The sequence below is a fragment of the Amycolatopsis sp. NPDC051045 genome, assembly GCF_040682955.1.
GTDB lineage: Bacteria > Actinomycetota > Actinomycetes > Mycobacteriales > Pseudonocardiaceae > Amycolatopsis.
In genome coordinates, this window is record NZ_JBFBCC010000010.1 from 122,479 (window position 1) to 146,755 (window position 24,277).

General features: G+C 70.3%; 20 protein-coding genes. 8 read left to right on the top strand and 12 right to left on the bottom strand.

Annotated features, from left to right (window positions below):
- Positions 1-26 precede the first annotated feature (26 nt).
- Together AB0M80_RS24240 and AB0M80_RS24245 are read left to right on the top strand one after the other, a co-directional pair.
- A complete protein-coding gene (locus AB0M80_RS24240) occupies positions 27-4,166 on the top strand; it encodes a polymorphic toxin-type HINT domain-containing protein (protein WP_364568902.1) in 4,140 nt (1,379 codons plus the stop codon).
- 130 nt (positions 4,167-4,296) lie between these two features.
- Positions 4,297-4,512, top strand: coding sequence for a hypothetical protein (locus AB0M80_RS24245; RefSeq protein WP_364568905.1), 216 nt, complete (start codon positions 4,297-4,299; stop codon positions 4,510-4,512).
- 167 nt (positions 4,513-4,679) lie between these two features.
- On the opposite strand, the gene AB0M80_RS24250 is transcribed toward AB0M80_RS24245, so the two are convergent.
- Complete coding sequence (locus AB0M80_RS24250) at positions 4,680-5,102, bottom strand: nitroreductase family deazaflavin-dependent oxidoreductase (protein WP_364568908.1); 423 nt, start codon at positions 5,100-5,102, stop codon at positions 4,680-4,682.
- 98 nt (positions 5,103-5,200) lie between these two features.
- On the opposite strand from AB0M80_RS24250, the gene AB0M80_RS24255 reads away from it, so the two are divergent.
- A complete protein-coding gene (locus AB0M80_RS24255) occupies positions 5,201-5,665 on the top strand; it encodes a MarR family winged helix-turn-helix transcriptional regulator (protein ID WP_364568911.1) in 465 nt (154 codons plus the stop codon).
- Between the two features lie 4 nt (positions 5,666-5,669).
- Here the strand turns inward: AB0M80_RS24255 and AB0M80_RS24260 are convergent, their stop codons facing one another.
- Genes AB0M80_RS24260 through AB0M80_RS24270 form a run of 3 tightly spaced genes read right to left on the bottom strand, consistent with a single transcriptional unit; the run spans position 5,670 to position 7,541 of the window.
- The gene (locus AB0M80_RS24260; protein ID WP_364568913.1) at positions 5,670-6,029 is read right to left on the bottom strand and encodes a PLDc N-terminal domain-containing protein; all 360 of its coding nucleotides are present in this window, start codon (positions 6,027-6,029) and stop codon (positions 5,670-5,672) included.
- Between the two features lie 38 nt (positions 6,030-6,067).
- Positions 6,068-6,820 (bottom strand): hypothetical protein, encoded by a 753-nt coding sequence (locus AB0M80_RS24265; protein WP_364568916.1) that lies wholly within the window; start codon positions 6,818-6,820, stop codon positions 6,068-6,070.
- A gap of 43 nt (positions 6,821-6,863) precedes the next feature.
- A complete protein-coding gene (locus tag AB0M80_RS24270; RefSeq protein ID WP_364568918.1) occupies positions 6,864-7,541 on the bottom strand; it encodes a GNAT family protein in 678 nt (225 codons plus the stop codon).
- 52 nt (positions 7,542-7,593) lie between these two features.
- Between AB0M80_RS24270 and AB0M80_RS24275 the strand changes: the two genes are divergently transcribed.
- Positions 7,594-8,448 carry a PaaX family transcriptional regulator C-terminal domain-containing protein gene (locus tag AB0M80_RS24275; protein ID WP_364568921.1) on the top strand — a complete coding sequence of 285 codons (855 nt, stop codon included), beginning with the start codon at positions 7,594-7,596 and terminating at the stop codon, positions 8,446-8,448.
- On the opposite strand, the gene AB0M80_RS24280 is transcribed toward AB0M80_RS24275, so the two are convergent.
- The gene (locus AB0M80_RS24280; protein WP_364568923.1) at positions 8,435-8,830 is read right to left on the bottom strand and encodes a RidA family protein; all 396 of its coding nucleotides are present in this window, start codon (positions 8,828-8,830) and stop codon (positions 8,435-8,437) included. The genes AB0M80_RS24275 and AB0M80_RS24280 overlap by 14 nt on opposite strands.
- 67 nt (positions 8,831-8,897) lie before the next feature.
- On the opposite strand from AB0M80_RS24280, the gene AB0M80_RS24285 reads away from it, so the two are divergent.
- Both AB0M80_RS24285 and AB0M80_RS24290 read left to right on the top strand, forming a co-directional pair.
- A complete protein-coding gene (locus AB0M80_RS24285; protein WP_364568926.1) occupies positions 8,898-11,240 on the top strand; it encodes a bifunctional salicylyl-CoA 5-hydroxylase/oxidoreductase in 2,343 nt (780 codons plus the stop codon).
- The gene (locus tag AB0M80_RS24290; protein ID WP_364568929.1) at positions 11,237-12,403 is read left to right on the top strand and encodes an acyl-CoA dehydrogenase family protein; all 1,167 of its coding nucleotides are present in this window, start codon (positions 11,237-11,239) and stop codon (positions 12,401-12,403) included. The genes AB0M80_RS24285 and AB0M80_RS24290 overlap by 4 nt, the downstream gene beginning before the upstream one ends.
- A 54-nt stretch (positions 12,404-12,457) precedes the next feature.
- Here the strand turns inward: AB0M80_RS24290 and AB0M80_RS24295 are convergent, their stop codons facing one another.
- The 7 genes from AB0M80_RS24295 to AB0M80_RS24325 form a co-directional block, all read right to left on the bottom strand.
- Positions 12,458-13,861, bottom strand: a complete 1,404-nt coding sequence (locus AB0M80_RS24295; protein WP_364568932.1) for a GH1 family beta-glucosidase — start codon at positions 13,859-13,861, stop codon at positions 12,458-12,460.
- Between the two features lie 41 nt (positions 13,862-13,902).
- Positions 13,903-14,904: an ABC transporter ATP-binding protein gene (locus AB0M80_RS24300; protein WP_364568935.1), complete on the bottom strand. Its 1,002-nt coding sequence runs from the start codon at positions 14,902-14,904 to the stop codon at positions 13,903-13,905.
- Entirely contained in the window at positions 14,901-15,887 is a 987-nt protein-coding gene (locus AB0M80_RS24305; RefSeq protein ID WP_364568938.1) for an ABC transporter permease, read from the bottom strand. The genes AB0M80_RS24300 and AB0M80_RS24305 overlap by 4 nt, the downstream gene beginning before the upstream one ends.
- 1 nt (position 15,888) lies before the next feature.
- Entirely contained in the window at positions 15,889-16,869 is a 981-nt protein-coding gene (locus tag AB0M80_RS24310) for an ABC transporter permease (protein ID WP_364568941.1), read from the bottom strand.
- Entirely contained in the window at positions 16,866-17,957 is a 1,092-nt protein-coding gene (locus tag AB0M80_RS24315; RefSeq protein ID WP_364568943.1) for an ABC transporter ATP-binding protein, read from the bottom strand. The genes AB0M80_RS24310 and AB0M80_RS24315 overlap by 4 nt, the downstream gene beginning before the upstream one ends.
- A 17-nt stretch (positions 17,958-17,974) precedes the next feature.
- A complete protein-coding gene (locus tag AB0M80_RS24320; RefSeq protein WP_364568945.1) occupies positions 17,975-19,642 on the bottom strand; it encodes an ABC transporter substrate-binding protein in 1,668 nt (555 codons plus the stop codon).
- Between the two features lie 204 nt (positions 19,643-19,846).
- Positions 19,847-21,076 (bottom strand): ROK family transcriptional regulator, encoded by a 1,230-nt coding sequence (locus AB0M80_RS24325; protein ID WP_364568948.1) that lies wholly within the window; start codon positions 21,074-21,076, stop codon positions 19,847-19,849.
- 132 nt (positions 21,077-21,208) lie between these two features.
- Between AB0M80_RS24325 and AB0M80_RS24330 the strand changes: the two genes are divergently transcribed.
- On the top strand, positions 21,209-22,447 hold the full coding sequence (locus AB0M80_RS24330) for an ROK family transcriptional regulator (RefSeq protein ID WP_364568951.1): 1,239 nt from the start codon (positions 21,209-21,211) through the stop codon (positions 22,445-22,447).
- Between the two features lie 588 nt (positions 22,448-23,035).
- Complete coding sequence (locus tag AB0M80_RS24335) at positions 23,036-24,268, top strand: family 16 glycosylhydrolase (protein WP_364568954.1); 1,233 nt, start codon at positions 23,036-23,038, stop codon at positions 24,266-24,268.
- Positions 24,269-24,277: the final 9 nt, after the last annotated feature.

The window sequence follows — 24,277 nt, forward strand, 5'->3', positions numbered from 1 at the left end:
GGTTTCGTGCTGCCCTGACAATGACGATGACCGTTGCGCTGGCGGCCGGGGGCGTGGCCGTTCCGGCGGCGTCCGCGGAGATCCGCTCGGCGCAGACGGCGTCGTCCACCGCCGCCGGCTCGGATCGGGCGAAAGTGGCCTTGTTGTGGCGGGTCGGCGGCCCGGCCACGAAACGTGATGCCGCACTCGCCTTGCTGGGCACCGACGCGGACGTGACGAGGTTCCTGACGACGCAGAAAGACACGGATGCGTCGATCGACCGGACCGTGGGAGTGAGCCGGATGATGTCGGCCGGCGGGCCGGCTACTCGTTCGGCCGGTCAGCAGGCATTGGACGCCGGCACCGACGCCGCGCTGAAGGCGTTCCTGGACACCGGTTGGGAAACGCCGCACGGGATCGACCTCACTGTGCGCGTCAGCCAGGTCATGTCGGCCGGTGGCGCGGAGGTCAGGAAAGCCGGGCAAAAGGCGCTCGATGCCGGTACCGACGACGCGCTCAAGACGTTCCTCGATTCCGGGTGGCAGGTTCCGTTCGAGATCGATCAGACGGTGAAGGTCAGCCGCGCGAGATCCGGCGGTGGCCCTGAGGTGAAGCGTGCAGGCCAGCAGGCGCTGGACGCGGGGACCCTCGATGCGCTGAACCAGTTCCTGATCATCGATCTGCCGATCGCGCAGTCGCGGGACGCGGAAACCACGTCGATCACCCAGCTCGTGGCCACGGCCAAAGCTGCTGCGGAACAGGCAGCGACTCAGACGCAGCAGGCGAAGGACGAATCGGACCGAGCGGTCACCGAGGCCGCTGCTGCGCAGAAGGCCGCCCAGGAAGCGAAGGACGCGGCCGCGGCGGCGCAGGGCAACGCCGCCGCGGCGACGAACGCCGCGAACCGGGCCGCCTATGCCGCTGATCAGGCCGCGATCACCGCGCGCCGGGCGATCGGCGCGGCCAACGCGGCCACGGCCGCCGCGCATACCGCGGCGGTGGCCGCGTCGCGAGCCGCGACCGCCGCATCCCAAGCCGGCAGGGCCGCCTCCCACGCTTACGATGCTGCGGCGGCGGCACTGGGCGACAGGACCAAGGCGGCGGATGCCAACGCGGCAGCCCAGACCGCCCGCGACGCTGCGGTGAGCGCGACGACGGCCGCCAATGCCGCGCGATCCGCCCGGACGGCCTCGCAACAGGCCAAGGCCGCCGGGCAGGCAGCGACCGACGCGGCGAACCAGTCGCGCACGGCGGCGCAGGCGGCCACGGATGCGGCGAACAACGCCGCGGCCGCCGGGGCCGACGCCCGCCAAGCGCAGGCTGCGGCGGCCAAGGCGCGTGCGCAGGCCGCGCGTGCAGTGGCCGCGGCGCAGGCCAGCCAGTCGTGGGCGGATCAGGCCGGTACTGCCGCAGGCCAGGCTGCCGATGCCGCCGACGCGGCCGCGGCCAACGCCACGGCGGCCGCCAACGCCGCCGCCGACGCGGCGGTCTTCGCCGGGAACGCGGCGGACGCGGCCCGGAAGGCCACCGACCACGCCAATGCGGCGACGGCGGCGGCGAACACGGCGGTGACGGCGGCGCAGCAGGCGTCACAGATCGCCCAGGTGGCCCGCAAAGCCGACGACGACCGGATCGCCCTGGCGGGACAGCAAGCCGATGACGCAGCCTTCGCTGCCGCCGCAATGTACGCAACCCGGACAGTTCCGCCACGGTGGGACCTGGACCAGGCCGGCACGTGGGACGCGGACACCAACCGCCTGATCGCCGAAGCGACCGCCCCGGGCACCGCACGCGCCACCGTCATCGGTGATGCGCGCAAGGTCGCGTTGAAATTGGCGGACACGGGCGGCCCCTGGGTCAAGGCCGCGGCGCTCGCCGCGGTCGCCGCCGTCGACGACGAAGCCGTCGACTTCATCACCACCGGCCTGAACGCGGCCGCGGGGCAGGACGACCGCGTCATCCTCACCCAGCTCGCCGACGCCGGTACGTCCGGCTTCAAAACGGCCGCCGCCACGGCACTTGCCGGTACGGACATCGACGTGCGGAACTTCCTGCGCAGCCGCGACTACCCCGGCCGGCTGCAGGATGACACCCTGCAGGTCAGCCAGATCATGTCCGCCGCCAGGGCGGCCGGTCGCACCGTGGTCGTCCAGCACGGCCAGAACGCGCTGGACGCCGGAACCGCCAAGGCGTTGCGGGACTTCATCGACACCGGCCAGTACATCGCCCTGCAGATCGACGACCAGGTGAAGGTGGCCCAGGTTCAGTCGGCCGCCCGGGCCGCCGGGGCCCGCGAGGTCGTCGCCGGCGCACAAGCCGCGCTGGACGGGCCGCCGGCCTTGACGCACGAGTTCCTGGCCGTCGGCCAGTTCACCGCGGCCCGCCGCGACCAGAACACCGCCGCCCACAACGCCGCCATCGACAGCCTCCTCGCCCAGGCCACCAGCGCCGCGGCCAGTGCCACCCACGACGCCAACGAAGCCCAGGCCGCCGCCGCGCGCGCCCGGAACGCCGCCGACGAGGCAGCGCGCTACGCCGACCAAGCCGCTACCGCAGCCGCTCAAGCCGCCGACGCCGCCAACCAGGCCCAAAACGCCGCCAACCGCGCCGCCGCCTCCGCACAGCAAGCGCAAGCGTCGGCGCACACCGCCGCCGCGGCGGCGGCAACCGCGACCGCCGCCGCCGACAGGGCCGGTCGCTCCGCGGCCTGGGCCGCCCATTCCGCCGCGGATGCTGCCGGTTACGCGCGTGACGCGGCGACCTATGCGCACAATGCGTACAACGACGCACTCAGTGCCGGCAAGAGCGCCAAAGAAGCCGCTGATGCCGCGCACGCAGCCTGGGACGCGGTCGCCAGGAAGGTCGAGACCGAGAAACAACAGGTCATCGAACTGCGCAAGCAAGCGTGCCAGCCCGCCATGCGACCCGCGTCGTCACTGGACGGCTACAGCACCGAAGACTGCATTCTCCTGTTCACCGGCACTCAGGCCGACAAGGACCGCATCCTGCACCACCTGCAGGACCTCTGCCGCCAGCTCAACCCCCAAGGCAGCCTCAAAACCAACTTGTGCCTGGACCCGCAGAACCTGTTCAACCCCAACTTCCAGGCCCGCTACCCCGACCCCATCCTGACCGACAGCGGAGCCGATCCGGTCGACGAAATCTTCCTGTTCATCGGCATCAGCCTGCTCACCGCCGCCTGCGAAGGCATCTGCGACGTCCTGGCGCTGCTCCGAGGCGCCGGCGCCGAAATCGGCGGAGTCGACAGCCTCGGAATCACCGCCGAAATGGCCGACGCCATGGTCGGCGGCCGCAGCACTATCGACGTTCTCGGCGCGGAAATAAACGCCGAACTCGGCCAGATGGAACGGCTGGCCGCGGAAGCCAACGCGGACGCTTCCAGACTCGCGCAGGAAGGCTACGACCTGACAAACGTCGTGCCGTGCGGAAGCAACAGTTTCGTCGGCGACACGCCCGTACTGATGGCGAACGGCACCGGCAAGCCGATCAAGGACATCAGGCCGGACGACCGGGTTTCGAACGCCGAGCCCGGCACCTCCGCGCTCGAGCGGCACACCGTCACCGCCGTTCACGTCACGGATGACGACCGGGACTTCGACAACCTCACCATAGCCACCCCGTCCGGTCCGAGGATCGTCACCACGACGGCTCACCACCTGTTCTGGAGTCAGACGAATCACGCATGGGTGGCCGCTGCGGCGCTCGTGCCGGGGGAGCAGCTCGCCACGCCCGGTGACGGACGTGCAACGGTCACGGCCAACAACCGCTACGCGACGGCCCTGCGGACCTACAACCTCACCGTCGAGGGTGTTCACACCTACTACGTGCTCGCGGGCGACACGCCGGTTCTGGTGCACAACACGGTGCCCTGCCCGGTGGGAGCCGGAGACATCTGGCACGAGGGCACTTTCACCTCGTATGAGAAGAGCTTCGAATACCACTACAACAAGCACGGCCTGCCTGAGCACGTCACACCCGAGCAGTACTTCCTGGATGCGAAGGAGTGGTCCGAGCAGCTGGCACAACCAGGCGGGAAACGTGGTCTGAACGCCAAGCGGCAACCCTTCGGCGACGGCGAGTACGGGGTGAAGTACTGGGTACCGGGCGGCAAGGGCGGAATCATCGCCCCGGACGGCAAGGTCGTATCATTCTGGTACCGGGGCTAGGTTTTGGAGAGAATCGATGCTGAGTTTCAGAGACGCCTACACTCTGTGGAGGTCACTTCCGTTTCCTCGAGGCGCGAAAAGTGAAGAACTAGCCTTCACACACAGCGAACTGGCCGGTGCCGACGAGCACGTGACCACGGTGATCCGGTTCGTCGAACGGAGCGTCTTCAAGCCGGCTCCCGTGGACGTGCTGGCGGAGTTGGAAGAGATCATGCGCAGGATCGAGGCCCTGAGGGCCGAGGTGACCGGCGAAGAACTCGCGGTCGCGGACGCGCAGCACGCCTACGCCGCGCTTCTGCACCTCGTCTACTCCGGATTCCTCGGTCAGGCACCGTCTTCGAACTGACCCCACTGCGGGGTCGGGGTGCCGGCCGCGATCGTCGGCGCGAAGCCGGCTTCGGCCGTGCACGAGTGCCCCTTGGCTCAGAGACGACCCAAGGGGCACTGCAAGGCCGACCAGGACGCGCACCAACCGGCTCAGCCGCCACCGCGCCGTGGCCACTCGTTACAGGCTCAGCGCTCCAGGACCACGATCGGGATGATCCGGTCGGTCTTCTTCTCGTAGTCGGCGAAGCCCTCGGCGTGGGCGACCATGCCCGCGTAGAGGCGGTCGCGCTCGGTGCGGTCGGCGATCACGGTGGCCGTGGCTTCGAACTTCTCGGTGCCCACCTCGACGGTGACCTTCGGGTTGGCGACGAGGTTGTGGTACCAGGCCGGGTTCTTCGGCGCGCCACCCATGGACGCGGCGATGACGTAGCGGTCGCCGTCCCGGGTGTAGACCAGCGGCGAGAGGCGCTCTTCGCCGCTCTTCGCGCCGATCGTGGTGAGCAAGAGCACGTTCTTGCCCTCGAACATGCCGCCGACCTTGCCTTCGTTGGCCCGGAACTCGGCGGCGACCTGCTTGTTGAACTCGTTCATGTCGGCTGGCGCGGTCATGGGATCCCCTGTTTCTGGCCGGTACGCTCGTCCGGGCGCAAGGTACGCTCGGACGAAAAGTTTGCTTTGCAAGCAAAGCTACCGACGGGAGGTGTGTGGTGTCAACGGAGGCCGGACCGAGTGTCGAAGACGGCGTGCGGCAGCTCCTGCTGCTCATGCCGCGCCTGGTCGGCCGGGCGAAGCGCACGCCGGTGCCCGAGGAGCTGAACGGCTGCGCGCTGGCGCCGCGGCACCTCTCGCTGCTGTCGTACCTGCTCTTCGACGGCCCGATGACGGTGACCGAGCTGGCCACCCGCCTGCAGGTGGCCCCGACGACGGCGAGCCTGATGGTCGGCGACCTCAGCCGCCAGGGGGTGCTGAACCGCGACGAAGACCCGGCCGACCGCCGCCGCACGATCGTCAGCATCACCCCGGACAAGCGCCCGGCGGTCGACGCCTGGCTGGCGCGCGGCGCCAAGGCGTGGAGCGACGCGCTGACGCCGTTGACCCCGGCCGAGCGGCAGCTGGTGATCGCGACGCTGGAAGCCTACGAACGTGGCACCTGCGAAGGGCCGGCCTGCTAGCGGGTCAGTCTTCGCCGCGCCGTTCGCGGGCCAGCTTGCGCTGGGCCTCCGCGCGTTCCCGGCACTTGCGGAGGAACTCCTCGTCGTCTTCCGGGCTCGTCGCCGCGAAGCGGCCCGGGCGGTCGTACTCGGGGAACGCCGGCGCGTGGCGCTCGAACGGGCCGCGCGCCCGGGTCACCTGCTGCGGACGGCCGGCGACCAGCCAGATGATCGAGCCGACCAGCGGCACCACCAGCACGAGCAGCAGCCACAGCCCCTTCGGCAGGTTGCGGCAGGACGACTCGTCCGTCGTGATCACGTCGACCAGGCAGAAGATCCACAACCCGAGCGTGACGACGCCGAGCAGACCGTCGAAGTACAGCAATTCCGCGCACCTTCCCCAGAGGATGACCGCGGTAAGTCTTAGCAGAGCCCACTGCCGGTTCGATCGCGGGTCACCCGCAGCACCGCGGGCATCCGGAGATTCGGCGACGAAACCCAGGTCGTTTCCACTTCTGTCAGGCGGAAACCGCGCAACGCCTCGAGAACGCCGGCCGCGAGGGCGTGGGCGTGCCGCGACCCCGGGCAAGCGCGGGGCCCGGCACCGAACGGTGACCCGGCGAGCGACACCGTGACGTCCTCACCGTCGATCCGGCGGCGGGTGCCGAGCACCGGCTGCTCGGCGGGTTTTCCGGTCAGCGAAGCGAAAAGCCCGTTGCCGATGAGCCCCGCCGTGGCGTCGCAGGCCTGGACGAGCAGCCCGATCCGCGCCGCCGCGAGTTCGTCCGCCGCGCCGCAGGCGGTGATCAGCCGTCCCAGTGCGGCTTCGGCCCCCCGGCCCGGCGTCACGTGCGGGTGGTACGCGGCCGCGACCGGAGCCACGTCGGCCGAGACGTCCGGCAGGCCCAGCGCTTCGGCGAGCACCCCGACCGGCACCGGCCGCGCGATTTCGGCCATCACGTCGAAAGTTTCCAGCGCAGCAACGATCCCCCGGGTGCGCGTGAGGGCTGCTTCCCGCAGGTCACCGACAGAGTCCAGAAGGGACACCGCCAGCGCCCGCCGCCGGGCGTGGTCGGGGCCATTGCTGAAGCGGGCCACGGACGCGCGCAACCAGGCGATGCTCCCCGGAGGCACTTCGGACGGCACGGGCGGAACCGGAGCGGAAAGCGAAGTCATGCGGTGAAGGTAACCAGGGAAAACGTCGGCCAGGACCGAAGCTTCAGAGCACCGACGACACCGGGAACCAACCCGCCTGAGGTCCGCCGCACCGCGTCGGACGCGGGACGTCGTGCTGGAACCACCACGCCTCGGTGACCCGGCCGTCCGGCAGCCGGTACGTCGGCGGGCCGGCCACCCGGACCAGCCCGGCGGCCTGCAGCGACCGCGCGCTGGCGACGTTGCCCACCTCCGCGCCGGCGCGGACGCGCGACAGGCCGAGGTGGTCGTGCGCCAGCGTCAGGCCGGCCGCGAAGAGCACCCGTCCGTGGCCGCGGCCGCGGTAGTCCGGGGCGAGGTAGCCGCCGGTCTCCGGGCCGCCGTCCTCGCCGGTGTGCACGCTCACCAGGCCGACGCAGCGGTTGGCTTCGACGTCGATCATCACCAGGTCGACCGACTGCGGATCCGGTGACGCCCAGTCCGGCCCGGTGCCGGGCACGACGCGCAGCGCGTCCGCCCGCGCCGGCTGGGCGACGATCGAATCGCGCTGCCAGCCGAGCCAGCGCTGCGCGGCCGGATCGCTGCCGCAGGCGACCGCGGCGGCGTACTCCCACGCGGTCGGGGTGCGGAACAGGAACCGGCCGCTGCGCACCACATGGCCCTGCCGGTCGCAGGCCCGCTTGGTCATCAGGCGGCCGCGGCGGGTGAGCCGGTCGAAGATCCCCTTGGTGGCTGGCAGCATCGCGGCGGAATCGTAGCGGAGCGATCCGGGCGGGAGTTGCTATCGTGGCCCGATGACGGCCGTACCCGACGCAACCGAACTGGACGGCTCCGGCCGGGCAGCCCAGCCGCGTCAGCTCATCGTGACGGTGTACGGCCTCTACTCGCGCACCGAAGGCGGCTGGCTCTCGGTCGCCTCGCTCATCGACCTGCTCGCCGCCGTCGGCGTCGACGAGCCCGCCGTGCGCTCGTCGATCTCGCGGCTGAAGCGGCGCGGGATCCTCGAAGCGGTGCGCCGCGACGCGACCGCCGGCTACGAACTGTCCGACGAAGCCCGGGAGATCCTGCGCGAAGGCGACGAGCGGATCTTCCGCCGCGGGCGGGCGACCCCGGCCGACGGCTGGCTGCTCGCGGTGTTCTCGGTGCCCGAAACCGAACGCCACAAGCGCCACCTCCTGCGCACCCAGCTGGCCCGGATGGGCTTCGGCACCGCGGCCTCCGGCGTCTGGATCGCCCCGGCCCACCTCCACGCGGCCACCGAAGAGGCGCTGACCCGGCTCGGCCTGGCCGGGTACGCCGACCTGTTCCGCGCCGACCACCTGGCGTTCGGCGACGTCGCGGCGAAGGTCCGCGAGTGGTGGGACCTCGACCGGCTGGACGAGCTGTACACGACGTTCCTCGACGAGCACGGCCCGGCGCTGCGCCGCTGGCAGCGCCGACGGCCGGTCCCCGACGAAGAGGCGTTCGGCGACTACGTCCGGGTGCTGACCGGCTGGCGGCGGATGCCGTACCTCGACCCCGGCCTGCCCGCGGAGTTCCTGCCCCGCGACTGGTCCGGGATCCGCGCGGCGGAACTGTTCTTCGAGCTGCACACCCAGCTGGAGACGTCGGCCCGGGCGTACGTCGCCAAGGCGATCAACCTCGGCTGAGCACCGCGAAGCCCTGGACCTCGACCAGGGCCTCCTCGTCCCACAGCCGGGACACGCCGATCCCGGCCATCGCCGGGTACTCCGTGCCCGCGAGCCGCCGCCACACCGCGCCGATTTCGCGCGCGTGGGCCCGGTAGTCCGGCATGTCGACGATGTAGATCGTCACGCTGCAGAGGTCTTCCGGGGACCCGCCGGCCGCGCGCAGCGACGCCAGCAGGTTGCCGAGCGCGCGTTCGAACTGCTCGACGACGCCGTCGCCGACGATCTTGTTCGACGCGTCCAGCGCGGTCTGCCCGGCGAGGAAGACGACCCGGCCCTCCGCCACCACCGCGTGCGAGAACCCGGACGGCTTGCCCAGCTCCGGCGGGTTGATGCGTTCCATGCCGGACACCGTACGCCATCTTTCGCGTTATTGACGGTCGTAGTGGTGACGACATACCCTGGACGGCGTGCGAATCGCGGTCATCGGTGGCGGCCCGGCGGGTCTGTACTTCGCCGCGCTCGCGAAACAGCTCGGCCCCGCCCACGACATCACCGTCTGGGAGCGCAACGCGCCGGACGACACCTTCGGCTTCGGCGTCGTGTTCTCCGACGAGACGCTCGGGGGCATCGAGCACGCCGACGCGGCGGTGCACGAGGCGATGAAGGCGGAATTCGCCCGGTGGGACGACATCGACGTCCACTACCGCGGCACGGTCACCACCTCGGGCGGCCACGGCTTCGCCGCGATGAGCCGCAAACGCCTGCTCGGCATCCTGCAGAGCCGCTGCGGCGAACTCGGCGTCGCCCTCCGCTTCCGGGAAGAGGCGCCGGCCGACCTGTCGGGGTACGACCTGGTCGTCGCCGCGGACGGCGTCAATTCGGCGGTGCGGACCCGCTTCGCCGAAACGTTCCGGCCGAGCGTCGAAACCCGCCGCTGCCGGTACATCTGGCTGGGCACGGACCTGGTGTTCGACGCCTTCAAGTTCTACGTCCTCGAAACCCCGGCCGGGATCATGCAGATCCACGGCTACCCGTACGGCCGCGACGGCAGCACGTTCATCCTCGAAGTGCAGGAAGACGTCTGGCAGCGGACGTTCGGGCCCATCGCGGCGACGTCGCTGCCGCCGGGCCGGAGCGACGAGAAGTCGATCGCGCTCATCCGCGAACTGTGCGCCGACGTCCTCGGCGGCCACCGGATCATGGCGAACAACTCGAAGTGGGTCTCGTTCGGCACGGTCCGCTGCGAGACGTGGGTGCACGACAACGTCGTCCTCCTCGGCGACGCCGCGCACACCGCGCACTTCTCGATCGGCTCCGGCACGAAGCTGGCGATGGAGGACGCCCTCGCGCTGGTCGCGTGCCTGCACGAGAACGACGGCGTCGCGGCGGCGCTCAAGGCCTACGAGCTGGAACGGCGGCCGGTCGTCACGTCGACGCAACGCGCCGCGCAGGCCAGCCTGGAGTGGTTCGAGAACATCGCGCAGTACGCCCACCAGGAGCCGCCGCAGTTCGCGTTCAACCTCCTCACGCGCAGCCGCCGCGTCACTTACGACAACCTCCGCCTGCGCGATCCCGAGTTCGCCGCCGAGCTCGACCACTGGTTCGCGCGGTCGCTCGGGACGACGTCACGGCCGCCGATGTTCCAGCCGTTCCGGCTCGGCGAGCTGGAGCTGCCGAACCGGATCATCGTGTCCCCGATGGACATGTACTCCGCGGTCGACGGCGTGCCGGGCGACTTCCACCTGGTGCACCTGGGCAGCAAGGCGCTCGGCGGCGCCGGGCTGGTGATGACCGAGATGGTCTGCGTCTCGCCCGAGGGCCGGATCACCCCGGGCTGCGGCGGGTTGTACACACCGGAACAGGAAGCCGCCTGGAAGCGGATCGTCGGCTTCGTGCACGCGCAGACGCCCGCGCGCATCGGCGTCCAATTGGGACACTCCGGGCGCAAGGGTTCGACGAAACTCATGTGGGACGGCATCGACGAGCCGCTCCCGGCCGGCAACTGGGAGGTCTGCGCGCCTTCGGCGCTGCCGTACTCCGACCGCAACCAGGTCCCGCGCGAACTGTCCACAACGGAACTCTCGGAGATTCGCGAGCAGTTCGTCGCGTGCGCCGAGGCCGCCGCCCGGGCCGGGTTCGACGTCCTCGAACTGCACTGCGCGCACGGCTACCTGCTGTCGTCGTTCCTCTCGCCGCTGACCAACCACCGCACGGATGCCTACGGCGGCTCGCTGGAGAACCGGCTGCGCTTCCCCCTCGAGGTCTTCGACGCGGTCCGCGCCGCCTGGCCCGCCGAGCGGCCGATGACCGTCCGGATCTCGGCGACCGACTGGTGCGAAGGCGGCATCGACGCCGACGACGCCGTCGAGATCGCGCGCGCGTTCGCTTCCCACGGCGCCGCGGGCATCGACGTCTCGACCGGCCAGGTCGTCAGCGAAGAACGCCCGCAGTACGGCCGCAGCTACCAGACGCCGTACGCCGACCGGATCCGCAACGAGATCGGCGAGGAGTACGGGATCGCGGTGATCGCGGTCGGCGCCATTTCGTCCTACGACGACGTGAACTCGCTGATCCTCGCGGGCCGTGCGGACCTCTGCGCACTGGGCCGGACGCACCTCTATGATCCACAGTGGACGTTGCACGCGGCGGCCGAGCAGGGCTACCCGATGCCGTGGCCCAAGCCCTTCGCCCCGGGCAGCCGCAAGCCGCAGACGGGCCGCTCCGACGGACCGGAACCGCGGCTGGACCTCGTCCGGTCCGGCCCGGCCGGCACCGCCCACGCCCGCTGGCGACCCGGAGGTTCGTCATGACTTTCACCCTTGACCCGTCGCAGCAGGCGTTCGCGGCAGAAGTCCGGCAGCTGGCGCAAGAACAGCTGCGCCCGCTCGCCGAGTCCGGTGTGGAGGGTGCGGTCAACCGCCCGCTGCTCAAGGCGATGGGCGCGCTCGGGCTGCTCGCGCGGCTCTTCCCCGGCGTCACTTCGGGCACCCCGTCGAGGCAGGCGGCCGCGACGGACCTGTGCATCCTGCGCGAGAACCTCGCCATTGTAAGCACGGAAGCCGAGACGGCCCTGGCGTTGCAGGGCCTGGGAAGCTACCCGGTGTTGCAGTCCGGACGGGACGAACAGGTCGCGAAGTGGCTGCCCGCGGTGGCGGCCGGGGACGCGGTGGCGGCCTTCGCGCTGACGGAACCGGACGCGGGCTCGGACGCGGCCGCGCTGTCCCTGGCGGCCGAGCCCGACGGCGACGGGTGGCGCCTCACCGGGTCGAAGATGTGGATCTCGAACGCGCCGGAAGCCGACTTCTACACGGTGTTCGCCCGCACGACGCCGGACGCGGGCGCACGCGGGGTGAGCGCGTTCGTCGTCCCCGGCGACCGCGCGGGGCTGGCCGGCGAGCATCTCGACCTGGTCAGCCCGCACCCGATCGGCACGGTGACGTTCGACGGCGTCGAGGTCCGGCGCGAGGAACTGCTCGGCGAGGAAAATTGCGGCTTCGCCGTGGCGATGCGGACGTTGGACCTGTTCCGCCCGAGCGTCGGGGCGTTCGCCGTCGGCATGGCTCAGGCGGCTCTCGACGCGACGGTTTCCCACACGGGTTCGCGCGAAGCGTTCGGCGGTCCGTTGATCAAGCAGCAGGCGGTAGCGCACACCCTCGCCGAAATGGCGACGCGCACGGAAGCCGCGCGCTTGCTGGTCTACGCGGCAGCGGGCGCGTACGACGCGCGTGAGCCGAACCTCGGCGGCCGCGCGGCGATGGCGAAGCTGTTCGCCACCGAGGCGGCGCAGTTCGTCGTCGACTCGGCGGTCCAGCTCCACGGCGCCCGCGCGCTGCAGCGCGGGCACCTGCTGGAGCACCTGTACCGCGAGGTTCGGGCGCCGCGCATCTACGAAGGGGCGTCGGAAATCCAGCGGACGATCATCGCGCGCTGGCTGGCTTCGGCTTCCGCGCGCCCCACCGCCGAAAAGCCGTGAATGCCACCTTCACGGACGTTAAGTCCCGGAAGGTGGCATTCACGGCTCTGGGCCTCAGCCGCCCCGGACCCGCCGGACGGTGTCGCGGTAGAAGTACCCGCTCTGCTTGATCGTCCGCTGCTGCGTCTCGTAATCCACCCGGATCAGCCCGAACCGCTTCGCGTAACCGTAAGCCCACTCGAAGTTGTCCAAAAGGGACCACGCGAAGTACCCGCGGACATCCGCCCCGGCCTGGCGGGCCGCCGCCACCGCGGCGATGTGGGACGCCAGGTACGCCGTGCGCTCGTCGTCGCGGACGAAACCCGACGAGTCCGGGTCGTCCTCGAAGGCCGAGCCGTTCTCCGTGATGTACATCGGCACGCCCGGGTAGTCACGCCCCAGCCGCGTCAGCAGCTCGGTGAACTTGCCCGGCAGGATCTCCCAGCCCATCGCCGTCGTCGGCTCGCCGAACGGGACCACCCGGGATGCCGGGACGCCGTCCGCGTCCACGGAAGAGCCCGACTCGTCCACGCCCGAGAACTGCTGGCCGAAGTAGTAGTTCACGCCCAGGAAGTCCAGCGGCGTCGAGATCACGTCGAGGTCGCCGTCCTGGACCGGGAGGCGCACTCCGCGCGAAGCCAGATCGTCCACCACGTCCGCCGGGTAGCGGCCGTGCACCAGCGGGTCCAGGTAGATGCGGACGCCGAGGCCGTCCGCCTGCCGGGCCGCGCGGACGTCCTCCGGGGAGTCCGTCGCCGGATCGGCCGTGCACATGTTGAGCGTGATGCCGAACTCCGTGGGACGCTGTGCTGATTGGCGCATCCGCTGCACCGCGAGCCCGTGCCCGAGCAGCAGGTGGTGCACCGCGTGCAGGCCGGCCGCGTAGTCACGGCGGCCCGGCGCCATCACGCCGTGCACGTACCCGTGCATCGCCGAGCACCACGGCTCGTTCAACGTCGTCCAATGGCGCACCCGGTCCTTCAACCGGTCGAACACCAGCATCGCGTAGTCCGCGAACCGGTACGCCGTGTCGCGCGCCGGCCAGCCGCCCGCGTCCTCCAGCTCCTGCGGGAGGTCCCAGTGGTACAGCGTCAGCCACGGCGTGATCCCGCGGCCCAGCGTCTCGTCGACGAGCCGGTCGTAGAACCCGATACCCGCTTCGTTGACGCCACCCCGCCCGCGCGGCTGGACCCGGGGCCACGCCACGGAAAACCGGTACGTGTCCGCGCCCAGCTCGCGGACGAGCTCGATGTCCGAGGGCATCCGGTGGTAGTGGTCGCACGCCACGTCACCGTTGTCGTTGTTGTCGATCGCCCACGGCACCCGGCAGAAGGTGTCCCAGATGGACGGTGTGCGCCCGTCTTCGGCGACCGCACCTTCGATCTGGTACGCGGCGGTGGCCACGCCCCAGCGGAAGTCCGGCGGCAGGGTGTCGATCATCGCCTGCTGTTCGGCGGTCGCGGCGGTGGTCTCGGTCAAGGCAGCACTCCTCCAGTGGTACCGGACAGGGCGGACGGCGTTCAGGGGGCGGTACCGGTGCCGACGGGATGCAGCCAGCAAGCCACTTCGCGGGCCGGGTCGCCGGGGCTTCCCAGCAGGGGCACGCGGTCGGGGCACGGTTCGAAGGCCTTGGGGCACCGCGGGTGGAACGCGCAGCCGGACGGCATCCCGCGCGTGTCCGGCGGCGAGCCGGGGATTCCGGACAGCTCGCGCCGCGGGCCCCGCAGCGCGGGGAACGAGTTCAGCAGGCCGTGGCTGTACGGGTGCAGCGCGTCCCGGTAGAGGTCCGCCGCCGGTGCCTGCTCGACGATCCGGCCGCCGTACATGATCGCGATCCGGTCCGAGAACTCCACCAGCAGCGAAAGGTCGTGCGTGATGAACAGGACCGAGAAGCCCAGCCGCTCCCGCAGTTCCACGAGCTGGCCGAGGATCTGCCGCTGCATCACGACGTCGAGCGCGGTGGTCGGCTCGTCCATGATGACGATCCGCGGCTCCAGCGCCAGCGCCATCGCGATCATCACGCGCTGCCGCATGCCACCGGACAGCTGGTGCGGGTAGGCCTCCAACCGGTCGGCCGAGATGCCGACCAGCTTGAGCAGGTCCTTCGCTCGCGCAACGCGCCCGGACTTCGTCGTGTTCGGCTCGTGCGCCTTGATGACGTCGACGAGCTGCGTGACCACCTTGTGCACCGGGTTCAGGGAGTTCATCGCGCCCTGGAACACGATCGACGTCTCGGCCCAGCGGAAGTCCCGCAGTTGCTTGTCCGTCAGCTTCAGGACGTCGTAAGGCTCACCGTCCGCCGGGTGGTAGATCACCTCGCCGCCGCGGATCACCCCCGGCGGGGCGAGCAGCCGCGTCAGCCCGTAGGCCAACGTGGACTTGCCGCTGCCGCTTTCCCCGGCCAGGCCGAGGACTTCGCCGCGGTGCAGCGTCAGGTGCACGTCCCGGACCGCGCGCGCGGCCTCGTCGCCGACGCCGTAGTCGACGTCCAGGCCCTTGATCTCCAGCACCGGGTCCATCATGGCTTTTCCTCTCGCCCGAGCACGGGCGTGAAGCCCACCCGCATGCGGTGCGTCCGCCCGTCGGCGCCCTTGACGCGGGCTTTGCCGCTGCCGCGCAGCCGCGGGCTGACGAACTCGTCGATGCCGAAGTTGAGCAGGGACAACGCGGTGCCGAGGATGGCGATCGCCAGCCCGGCCGGCACGAACCACCACCACGCGCCCTGCGCGAGCGCCTGCTGGCTCTGCGCCCAGAACAGGATCGTGCCCCAGTTCCAGTTGGACAGCCCGGAGACGCCGACGAACGCGAGCGTGATCTCCGACATCACGGCGAAGATCACCGTGCCGACGAAGCTGGACGCGATCACCGCGGTCAGGTTCGGCAGGATCTCGAAGAAGATGATCCGCCAGGTCGATTCTCCGGTGGCCCGGGCCGCTTCGACGTATTCCCGGCCGCGCAGGGACAGCGTCTGGGCCCGCAGGACCCGGGCGCCCCAGGCCCACGACGTGAACCCGATGATCACCGCCACCAGGAAGTCCCCGCCGGTGGGCACCGCGCTGCCGATGATGATGATCAGCGGCAGCGCGGGGATCACGAGGAACACGTTGGACAAAGCGGAGAGGCCTTCACCGGGCGTGCCGCCGAGGTAGCCGGACGTCACGCCGACGATCACCGCGAGGATCGTCGCCACGATCCCGGCGGCCAGCCCGACGAGCATGACGCTGCGCGTGCCGACCAGCACCTGGCTGAAGATGTCCTGGCCCAGGTGGGTGGTGCCGAACCAGTGCCGGGCCGATGGCGACTCCAGCAGGTCGCTGCTGCGCGCCGACGGGTCGTACGGCGCGATCCACTCCCCGATGACCGCGATCACCAGGAAGAAGACGATGACGGCGAGGCCGGTGGCGGTCTTGCCACCGGTGAGGAACCGGAAGCGGCGCCGGCGGGCGGCCACCGCATCGAGCGGGAGGGCTTGGGCGGCCTTGACGTCCGCCGCGGGTACGGCCATGTCAGCCCTCCTTCCGGGTGCGCGGGTCGAGCGCCAGGTAGGCGACGTCGGCGAACAGGTTCGCCACCAGCACCGACAGCGTGATGATCAGGAAGATGCCCTGCATCAGGGGGTAGTCCTGCGAGCCGACCGCCTGGAACAGCTGGAAGCCGACGCCCGGGTAGGAGAAGACGATCTCCACCAGCAGCGTGCCGCCGACGATGAAGCCCAGCGCCAGCGCGAACCCGGACACGCTCGGCAGCAGCGCGTTGCGCGCGGCGTACCCGACCATGACCCGGCGCTCCGGCAGACCCTTGGCGTGCGCGACGGTGACGTAGTCCTCCGACGCGACGGTCACCATCATGTTGCGCATGCCCAGGATCCAGCTGCCCATCGAGCTGATCAGGATGGTCAGCGCGGGCAGCAGGCTGTGCTGGATCGCGCTGCCGATGAACCCGCCGTCCCAGCCGGGCACCACGCCGGGGTCGTAACCGCCGGACGACGGGAAGAAGCTGCCCGGGCCGGCCAAGAGCGTCAGCGCGATCAGGCCGAGCCAGAAGTAGGGGATCGACGAAAGGAACGTCGTCACCGGCAGCAGGCCGTCGACCCACGAGCCGCGCTTCCAGCCGGCCACCACGCCGAGCCCGGTGCCGATCGCGAAGCCGACGATCGTGGTGATGCCGACCAGGATGATCGTCCACGGCAGGCTGTCGCGGAGCAGGTCGGACACCGGCGTCGGGAAGAACGTGAACGAGATCCCGAGGTCGCCCCGGAAGAGCTGACCCCAATAGTCGAAGTACTGGGAGAGGAGGCTTTGGTTCTTGTCGAGTCCGAACAGGACGTACAGCGACTGCATCGCTTCCGCGCTGATCATGCCCTGGTTCTTCGCGATCAGGGACTGCACCGGGTCGCCCGGGATCAGCCGCGGGATGAAGAAGTTGATGGTGACGGCGGCCCACGCGGTGAAGACGTAGAAGACCAGCCGTTGCAGCAGGAACCTCATCGGGCGGCCCCGTCGTACAGCCAGCACGCGGCCCAGTGGCCGGGTGCGTCGTCGACCTCGAACCGCGGCGGCAGGTCGGTCTTGCACCGCGCAAGAGCGACCGGGCAGCGCGGGTGGAACCGGCAGCCCGGCGGCGGGTCGATCAGGCTCGGCGGCTCGCCGGCCCCGCGCTCGGCGGGCACCTCGCCCGGGTCGAGTTCGCCGCCGCTCCCGCCGGCCAGCCGGTCGGGGTCGGGCGCGGAGCCGATGAGCAGCCGGGTGTACGGGTGCGCCGGCCGCTGCGTGATGGTCTCGCTGTCGCCGCCTTCGACCATCCGGCCCGCGTACATCACCATCGTCTCGTCGGCGAAGTAGCGCGCCGACGCGATGTCGTGCGTGATGTACAGGATTGCCAGGTGCAGGCGTTCCTTGAGGTCCCGCAGCAGGTTCAGCACGCCGAGCCGGATGGAGACGTCCAACATGGACACCGGCTCGTCGGCCAGCAGCGCTTCGGGATCGGCGCCGAGCGCCCGCGCGATCGCGACGCGCTGGCGCTGGCCACCGGACAGCTCGTGCGGGAACTTGTCGATGTACCGCTCGGGCGGCGTCATCTGCACCCGGGTCAGCAGTTCGTGCAGCGACTTCTCGAGGTCGTCGCCCGCGCGGCCGTGGATCTTCAGCGCCCGCGTCAGGTGGTAGCGCACGGTGTGCACCGGGTTCAGCGACGCGAACGGGTCCTGGAAGATCATCTGCACGCGGCGCGCGTAGGCGCGGAACGCCCGGCCGTGGCGGACGTTCACCGTCTCGCCGCGCAACCGGATGTCGCCGGCGGTGCGCGGGTAGAGCCCCGCGAGCAGCCGCGCGACCGTCGACTTGCCCGAGCCGGACTCGCCGACCAGCGCGGTGACGCGGCCCCGCCGGAGTGTCAGCGTCACGTCGTCGACGGCCTGGACACTGCGTTTCGGGCCGGTCAGCGCGGCCCGGCCCGTGCGGATCGGGCTGCGTCTGATAAAGAAGTGTTTGGTGAGTCCCGTGGCTTCCAGGACCACGGGGAGGTCCCCCTCCGACCCGACGGCGACGGGGTCGGAGGGGGACTGCTCGGTCGTCACGGCTGAATCCGCCATGGTCAGGCCGCGGGCTTCAGGTGCAGGACGATGTCGAGCGCGTTGCGCAGCGTCGGCTGGGCCGGTGCGTACGGGTTGGCGTCGTCCGGCCAGCCGACCCAGTTCTTCGTGCTGTACTCGCCACCGGAGTTCGCCGCCGAGGTCGGGACCATCGGCTGCTGGTCGATCATGATCCGCTGCAGCGTCGCCATGGCGGCGGTGCGGGCGGCGTCGTCTTCGGCGTTCGCGTAGGTCTCGAGCGCCTTGGTCGCCTCGTCGTTCTTGTAGCGGCCGTAGTTGCCGTTGATGCCACCCTGGCCGGTCGGCTTGTAGCGGTTGCCGTCCATGACGTCGCGGTACATGTCGTACGGCGTCTGCCCGTCGTTGGTCCAGTGCATCAGGCCTTCGAAGTCACCGGTGTCGACCGACTTCATCCACGCGTCCTGGTTCATCTTCTCGACCGTGGCGGTGATGCCGATCTGCGCCAGGTTGTCCTTGATGATCTCCAGGTCGGTGATGTAGTCCGACCAGCCGGAGGGGACGGTGAGCTTGAGGGTGACCGGTTTGCCGCCCGGATCGGCCAGCTTGTCGCCGGTGAACTTGTAGCCCGCGCCGGTCAGCAGCGCCTTGGCGCCCGGGACGTCGACCTGGACCGACTTGCCCTTGTACTGCGGCGCGATGAACGGGTCACCCGCCGGGGTCGGGATGCCGGTGACCTGGTCGTTCTTCGGGTAGAAGTAGCCGGCCTCACCCTGGTTGAAGATGTCGTCGCGGTTGATCACCTTGTTGACGGCCTGGCGCAGCTTCGCGTCGTTCCACGGCGCCTTTTCGGTGTTGAACCACAGCCCGTGGACGGCCAGCTGCGCGGGGAACCACAGCTTGTAGTGCTGCGGGTCCTTGTTGGTGTAGACGGCCTTGTAGTTCGGGATGAACACGAAGCTCCACTCGGCCGCCCCGTTGACCAGCGCCGAGACCTGCGCGTTGTTGTCGGTGTAGGAGGTGTAGCGGATCTCCTTGACCTTCGGCGCTTCCTGCCAGTAACCGTCGCGGCGGGTGACGATCATCGTCTGCGGCGTGGCCGACTTGAGCGTGTACGGGCCGGTGCCGATCGGGTTCTTCACCAGGTCGAGCGCCGGGTCCTTGATGCCCTGCCAGACGTGCTTCGGCACGACGAGGGTCTGCAGGATCTTGACCTGGTTGACGAACTGCGAGTTGTCGAAGCCCAGCGTCACCTGGTTGCCCGCCGCGGTGATGTCCTTGTACGGCACGGCGTCGACGTTCAGCGCCTTGTTGTCGCGCAGCAGCTGGAAGGTGTAGGCGACGTCCTCGCCGGTCATCGGCTGGCCGTCGGAGAACTTGACACCGTCACGGACGGTCAGGACCAGCTTCTTGTAGTTGTCCGACCAGTCCCACTTCGTGGCCAGCCACGGCTTCGCCGGCTCCTGCGGCTTGACGCGGTTGTACATGGCGAGGGGCTCGTAAATCATCCACCGGTAGCCCATGTTGGACAGGGCGGACGTCTCCAGGAACGGGTTGTTGTTTTCCGCCTGCGGACCGTCCGGCTTGCCGACGTTCAGCACGGCGTCCGGGTTGCCCTGGGCGGCGGTCGAGCTGCCGCCGCCGCACGCGGTCAGGCCGGTCACGGCCATGGTGGCTACCAGCGCTGCGACCACTGCGCGTTTGACCCGCATCGGTCCTCCTAGTCATCGACGACTGATTGCTGTCGACTGGTAGCGAGCCCCGACCGCCGGCGACCGAACGACGCCCCGAAGTCAACCCGGGTGACTCGGGTCACGTCAATAACACGGCGGTAACGTTTTGTACCTAAGTTTAAGTACTAAAAGAACTGGCGGTCTGGACCTACTGGACGACCTAATCCTTGCGCGGCAAGGGTTTCAGCCGTTCCGGCCCCCGCTCGCCAGCAGCTGGGCGATCGGCAAGGTCGCCGCGCCGAGCGCGACCGCCTCGGGCCCGAGCCGGCCGAGGACGACCTCGGTGCGCTCGGCCAGGTAGTCGAGCGCGTGCCGGCGCACCGCGTCGCGCACGGCGGGGAGGATCGCCGGTCCCATGATCGCCCCGGCCGAGCCGGACAGCACCACCCGGTCGGGACTGAGCAGGTTGATCAGGTTCGCGATGCCGATCCCGAGGTACTCGCCGGCCTCGGCCAGCACCTCCGCGGCCGGACCGCCGTCGCGGGCTTCGGCGACGATGCGAGCCAGTTCGGCGTCGCTTTCGTCTCCGATGACCGGTTCCTTGCCGGCGCGCTCGGCGTAGTGGCGGACCACCGCCTCGGTGCCGACGTAGGCCTCCAGGCAGCCGTGGGAGCCGCACCGGCAGGCCGCTCCGGCCGCCCTGACCACGGTGTGGCCCCACTCGCTGGTCGTGATGCCGGGGTGCGACCGCCCGGCCGTCGCGACGGCGGCCCCGACGCCGACGCCGAGGAGGGCGACGATGGCGCGTTCGGCGCCGCGGCCGGCCCCGCGCCAGGCCTCGGCCTGGCCGAGGGTGCGGGCGCGGTTGTCCAGGTGCACCGGCATCGTCCACCCGGCTTCGCGCCCCGGGCCGGCCGGGAACAACGCCTCGACGTGCGGGTGGATCAGCTCGGCGAAGTTCACGCCGCGCCAGCCGAGAGTGGGCGCGTGCACGATCCCGCCGTCGCGGACTGCGCCGGGCACGCCGATGCCGACGCCGAACACCGCGTCCGGTTCGCCGCCTTCGAGCACTTCGGCGATGCCGGTTCGCGCCAGTCCGGCCACTTCGTCCGGGTCGAGCCGGGTGCCGACGAGCGGGTGGCGCACCGTGCCGAGGGTGCCGAGCGCGCAGTCGAAGAGGCCGACCTCGACGTGCGTCTCGCTGACGTCGACGCCCACGACGTGCCCGAACCCGGGCCGCACCGCCAGCAGCGTGCGCGGCCGCCCGCCGTCCGATTCGACCGATCCGGCCTCGGCGACGACGCCGTCGGCGATGAGTTCCGAGACGACGTTGGTAACGGTGGCGGCCGACAGTCCCGATTCAGCTACCAGTTCCAGTCTGCTGACGGGACCGCGGAGGTAGAGCGAGGAGAGCAGTGCCGCGCGGTTGTGCCGCCTGAGGTCACGGGTCGTCTGGCGCACCACCTGGGTCACCGGGAGGATTCTGCCAGACCGCGGCCCGCCTACCATCGGTTCGGGACTTAGTTCACTACTTAATACATAGCCACAACTTACGGTGATCAGGCATCCTGTCAGTGAGCCGGTCAGAGTTCAGATGGGTTGCCCATGGCGAGCAAGCGCACCACCGTCCGTGATCTGCGGCGGCACAACCGATCCCTGCTGCTGTCGAAACTGTACTTCGACGGCCCGCTGTCGAGGCACGAACTCAGCCAGCTCACCGGATTGAGTGCCGCCACGGTGAGCAACGTGACGGCCGAACTGGGCGAAGAACGCCTGATCACCGAGGCCGGCCAGGTCGAATCGGACGGCGGGCGCCCGCGCGTGCTGCTGCGCGTCGACCCGGCGTACGGGCACGTCGCGGGCGTCGACATCGGGGAGACGGGCGTCAAGGTCGAGCTGTTCGACCTGGCGATGAACCGGCTCGCGACGGTCGACCACCCGCTGCCGAAGGCGCCCGACCCGGCGACCGCGGTCGAGCAGGTGACGTCCGGGCTGCGCGAGGTGTTCGCGAGCGCGGGCATCGACGAATCGGGCGTGCTCGGCGTCGGCATCGGCGTGCCGGGCACGGTCGAGCAGGGGGCGCGGGTGCTGGTCCACGCCCCGACCGTCGGCTGGGACGGCGTGCCGTTCGCGGCGCTGCTGCAGGACGCCGGCGTCGGCTTGCCGCTGTTCGTGGACAACGGCGCGAAGACCCAGGGCCAGGCCGAGATGTGGTTCGGCGCCGGCCGCGGGGCGCGCCACGCGGTGATAGCCCTGATCGGCTCGGGCGTGGGAGCGGCGGTGGTCACGGACGGAACGACGTACCGGGGTTCGACGAGCAGCGCGGGCGAGTGGGGCCACACGACGATCGCGTACGGCGGCCAGGAGTGCCGCTGCGGTGCGCGAGGGTGCCTGGAGGCGTACATCGGCGCAGGCGCGGTGCTGGCCAGGTACCGCCGAGCGCGAGGCAAGGACATCACGGGCGAGGACGAGCAGGCGCAGTTTTCGGCCCTGCTGTCGGCGGCGCCGAAGTCCAAAACGGCGGCCCGGGTGCTCGACGAGACGGCGGGCTACCTGGGTGCGGGTATCGCGAACCTGATCAACCTGTTCAACCCGGAGCGCATCGTGATCGGCGGGTGGGCGGGGTTGGCGCTGGGTGAGCAGCTCCTGCCCCGGATCCGAGCGGCCGCGGGCGAGCACGCGCTACGGCACCCGTTCAGCCAGACATCGATCCAGTTGGGCTCGCTGGGCCTGGACGCGGTGGCCACCGGCGCGGCAACGCTCCCGGTGGCGGACTTGCTGGAGCAGGGAGCGACCTCGAGGATCGCCAAGCCGGGCGCCCCCAACTCCGACGCGGCGGCTTAGGGTCGCTGTGGGCGGCTGAGTGGGCCTACCACTGAGCGGGCCTGTCTCGCTGAGCGGGCCTGCCGCGAGCGGACCTACCGCTGAGCGGGCCTATCGCGGGCGGGCCTGCCGCTGAGCGGCGGCCTCGAGCGGCCCCGAGCAGGGCCCACCCTCCCTGGGGGTCCGTCCCCGCTCCAGCGTATCGGCACCACCCGACGAAAAGCCCCACAAGACCGCCACCTGAGCCCCCTTGTCCACATCACTGCCGCGCTGTGGACAAGCCGGAGTGCCAAAGCCATCGTCGGCGCGCCGGAAGCAACCGAGACCGTCCCCACCGCGCACCTCCCTCACCCGGGTGAGCCACCCGCCCACCCTTAATTCGGGTTGAAAAAAAATGACCGGGCGACGGTTGCCCGGCTTGTCTGGACCATGCATACTTTGTTGCCAGCCACAACAAAGACGCTGACGTCCGCGCACCGCCGCGCGGGCCTCGGCGAGCACACGCACGGCCACGCCTGCCGCCGCCCCGGCATGCGCGGCCACCTCCCCTTCCTCGCGTTCCGTGCTGCGCGCGGAACGCCGGTCCCCACGGTGAGAGAGGCGACAACGATGTCCACCTCGTTCCGGGAAAGCCGGAAATTCCGCAAGAGCCGCTGGGCGGCGCTCTTCGCCGCCTGCTCGCTGCTCCTGCTCGGGCAGCAGATCGTCAGCCCGTCCCCCGCCGCCGCGGCGGCCACCTTCACCGACGACTTCAACGGCCCCGCGGGCGCTGGCGTCGACGGGTCGAAGTGGCAGCTCGAAACCGGCGACAACGTCAACAACCACGAGCGGCAGTACTACACCTCCGGCACCAACAACGCCCAGCTCGACGGCCAGGGCCACCTCGTCATCACCGCCAAGAGGGAAAACCCCGGCAACTACAACTGCTGGTACGGCCGCTGCGAGTACACCTCCGCCCGGCTCAACACCGCCGGCAAGTTCAGCCAGGCCTACGGCCACTTCGAGACGCGGATGAAACTCCCGCGCGGGCAGGGCATGTGGCCGGCGTTCTGGATGCTCGGCGGCGGCAACTGGCCGACCGACGGCGAAATCGACATCATGGAGAACGTCGGGTTCGAGCCGAACACCGTGCACGGCACCATCCACGGCCCCGGCTACTCCGGCTCCGGCGGCATCGGCGCGGCCTACAACGGCCCGAACTTCTCCGACGACTTCCACACCTACGCCGTCGACTGGGCGCCCAACCAGATCAAGTGGTACGTCGACGGCAACCTCTACCAGACCCGCACGCCGTCCGATCTGAACGGCAACCGCTGGGTGTACGACCACAACTTCTTCATCATCCTCAACCTCGCCGTCGGCGGGTACTGGCCCGGCGATCCCAACAGCAGCACGCAGTTCCCGCAGCAGCTGGTCGTCGACTACGTGCACGTCACCAACAACTCCAGCAGCGGCGGCGGCCGGACCGGCACGATCACCGGCATCGGCGGCAAGTGCGTCGACGTCGCCGGCGCGAACTCCGCCAACGGCACGCCGATCCAGATCACCGACTGCAACGGCAACGCCGCGCAGAACTGGACCGTCGGCACCGACGGCACGATCCGCGCCCTCGGCAAGTGCATGGACGTCTCCGGCGCCGGCACCGCGGACGGGACACCCGTGCAGCTCTACGACTGCAACGGAACCGGCGCCCAGCAATGGGCGATCTCCGGCGCGCGCGACATCGTGAACCCGAACGCCAACAAGTGCCTCGACGCGACCGGCAATTCGAGCGCGAACGGCACCCGCCTGCAGATCTGGACCTGCGGCGGCGGCGCCAACCAGAAGTGGACCACTCCCTGATCCCCGGGG

Coding starts and splice junctions, on each gene's coding strand:
- AB0M80_RS24240 (WP_364568902.1), top strand. CDS start 27: ATGACCGTTGCGCTGGCGGCCGGGGGCGTGGCCGTTCCGGCGGCGTCC.
- AB0M80_RS24250 (WP_364568908.1), bottom strand. CDS start 5,102: ATGACCGCGCCAGCCGACATGAACGAGTTCAACAAGCAGGTCGCCGCC.
- AB0M80_RS24265 (WP_364568916.1), bottom strand. CDS start 6,820: ATGACTTCGCTTTCCGCTCCGGTTCCGCCCGTGCCGTCCGAAGTGCCT.
- AB0M80_RS24270 (WP_364568918.1), bottom strand. CDS start 7,541: ATGCTGCCAGCCACCAAGGGGATCTTCGACCGGCTCACCCGCCGCGGC.
- AB0M80_RS24275 (WP_364568921.1), top strand. CDS start 7,594: ATGACGGCCGTACCCGACGCAACCGAACTGGACGGCTCCGGCCGGGCA.
- AB0M80_RS24280 (WP_364568923.1), bottom strand. CDS start 8,830: ATGGAACGCATCAACCCGCCGGAGCTGGGCAAGCCGTCCGGGTTCTCG.
- AB0M80_RS24290 (WP_364568929.1), top strand. CDS start 11,237: ATGACTTTCACCCTTGACCCGTCGCAGCAGGCGTTCGCGGCAGAAGTC.
- AB0M80_RS24300 (WP_364568935.1), bottom strand. CDS start 14,904: ATGATGGACCCGGTGCTGGAGATCAAGGGCCTGGACGTCGACTACGGC.
- AB0M80_RS24305 (WP_364568938.1), bottom strand. CDS start 15,887: ATGGCCGTACCCGCGGCGGACGTCAAGGCCGCCCAAGCCCTCCCGCTC.
- AB0M80_RS24310 (WP_364568941.1), bottom strand. CDS start 16,869: ATGAGGTTCCTGCTGCAACGGCTGGTCTTCTACGTCTTCACCGCGTGG.
- AB0M80_RS24320 (WP_364568945.1), bottom strand. CDS start 19,642: ATGCGGGTCAAACGCGCAGTGGTCGCAGCGCTGGTAGCCACCATGGCC.
- AB0M80_RS24330 (WP_364568951.1), top strand. CDS start 21,209: ATGGCGAGCAAGCGCACCACCGTCCGTGATCTGCGGCGGCACAACCGA.
- AB0M80_RS24335 (WP_364568954.1), top strand. CDS start 23,036: ATGTCCACCTCGTTCCGGGAAAGCCGGAAATTCCGCAAGAGCCGCTGG.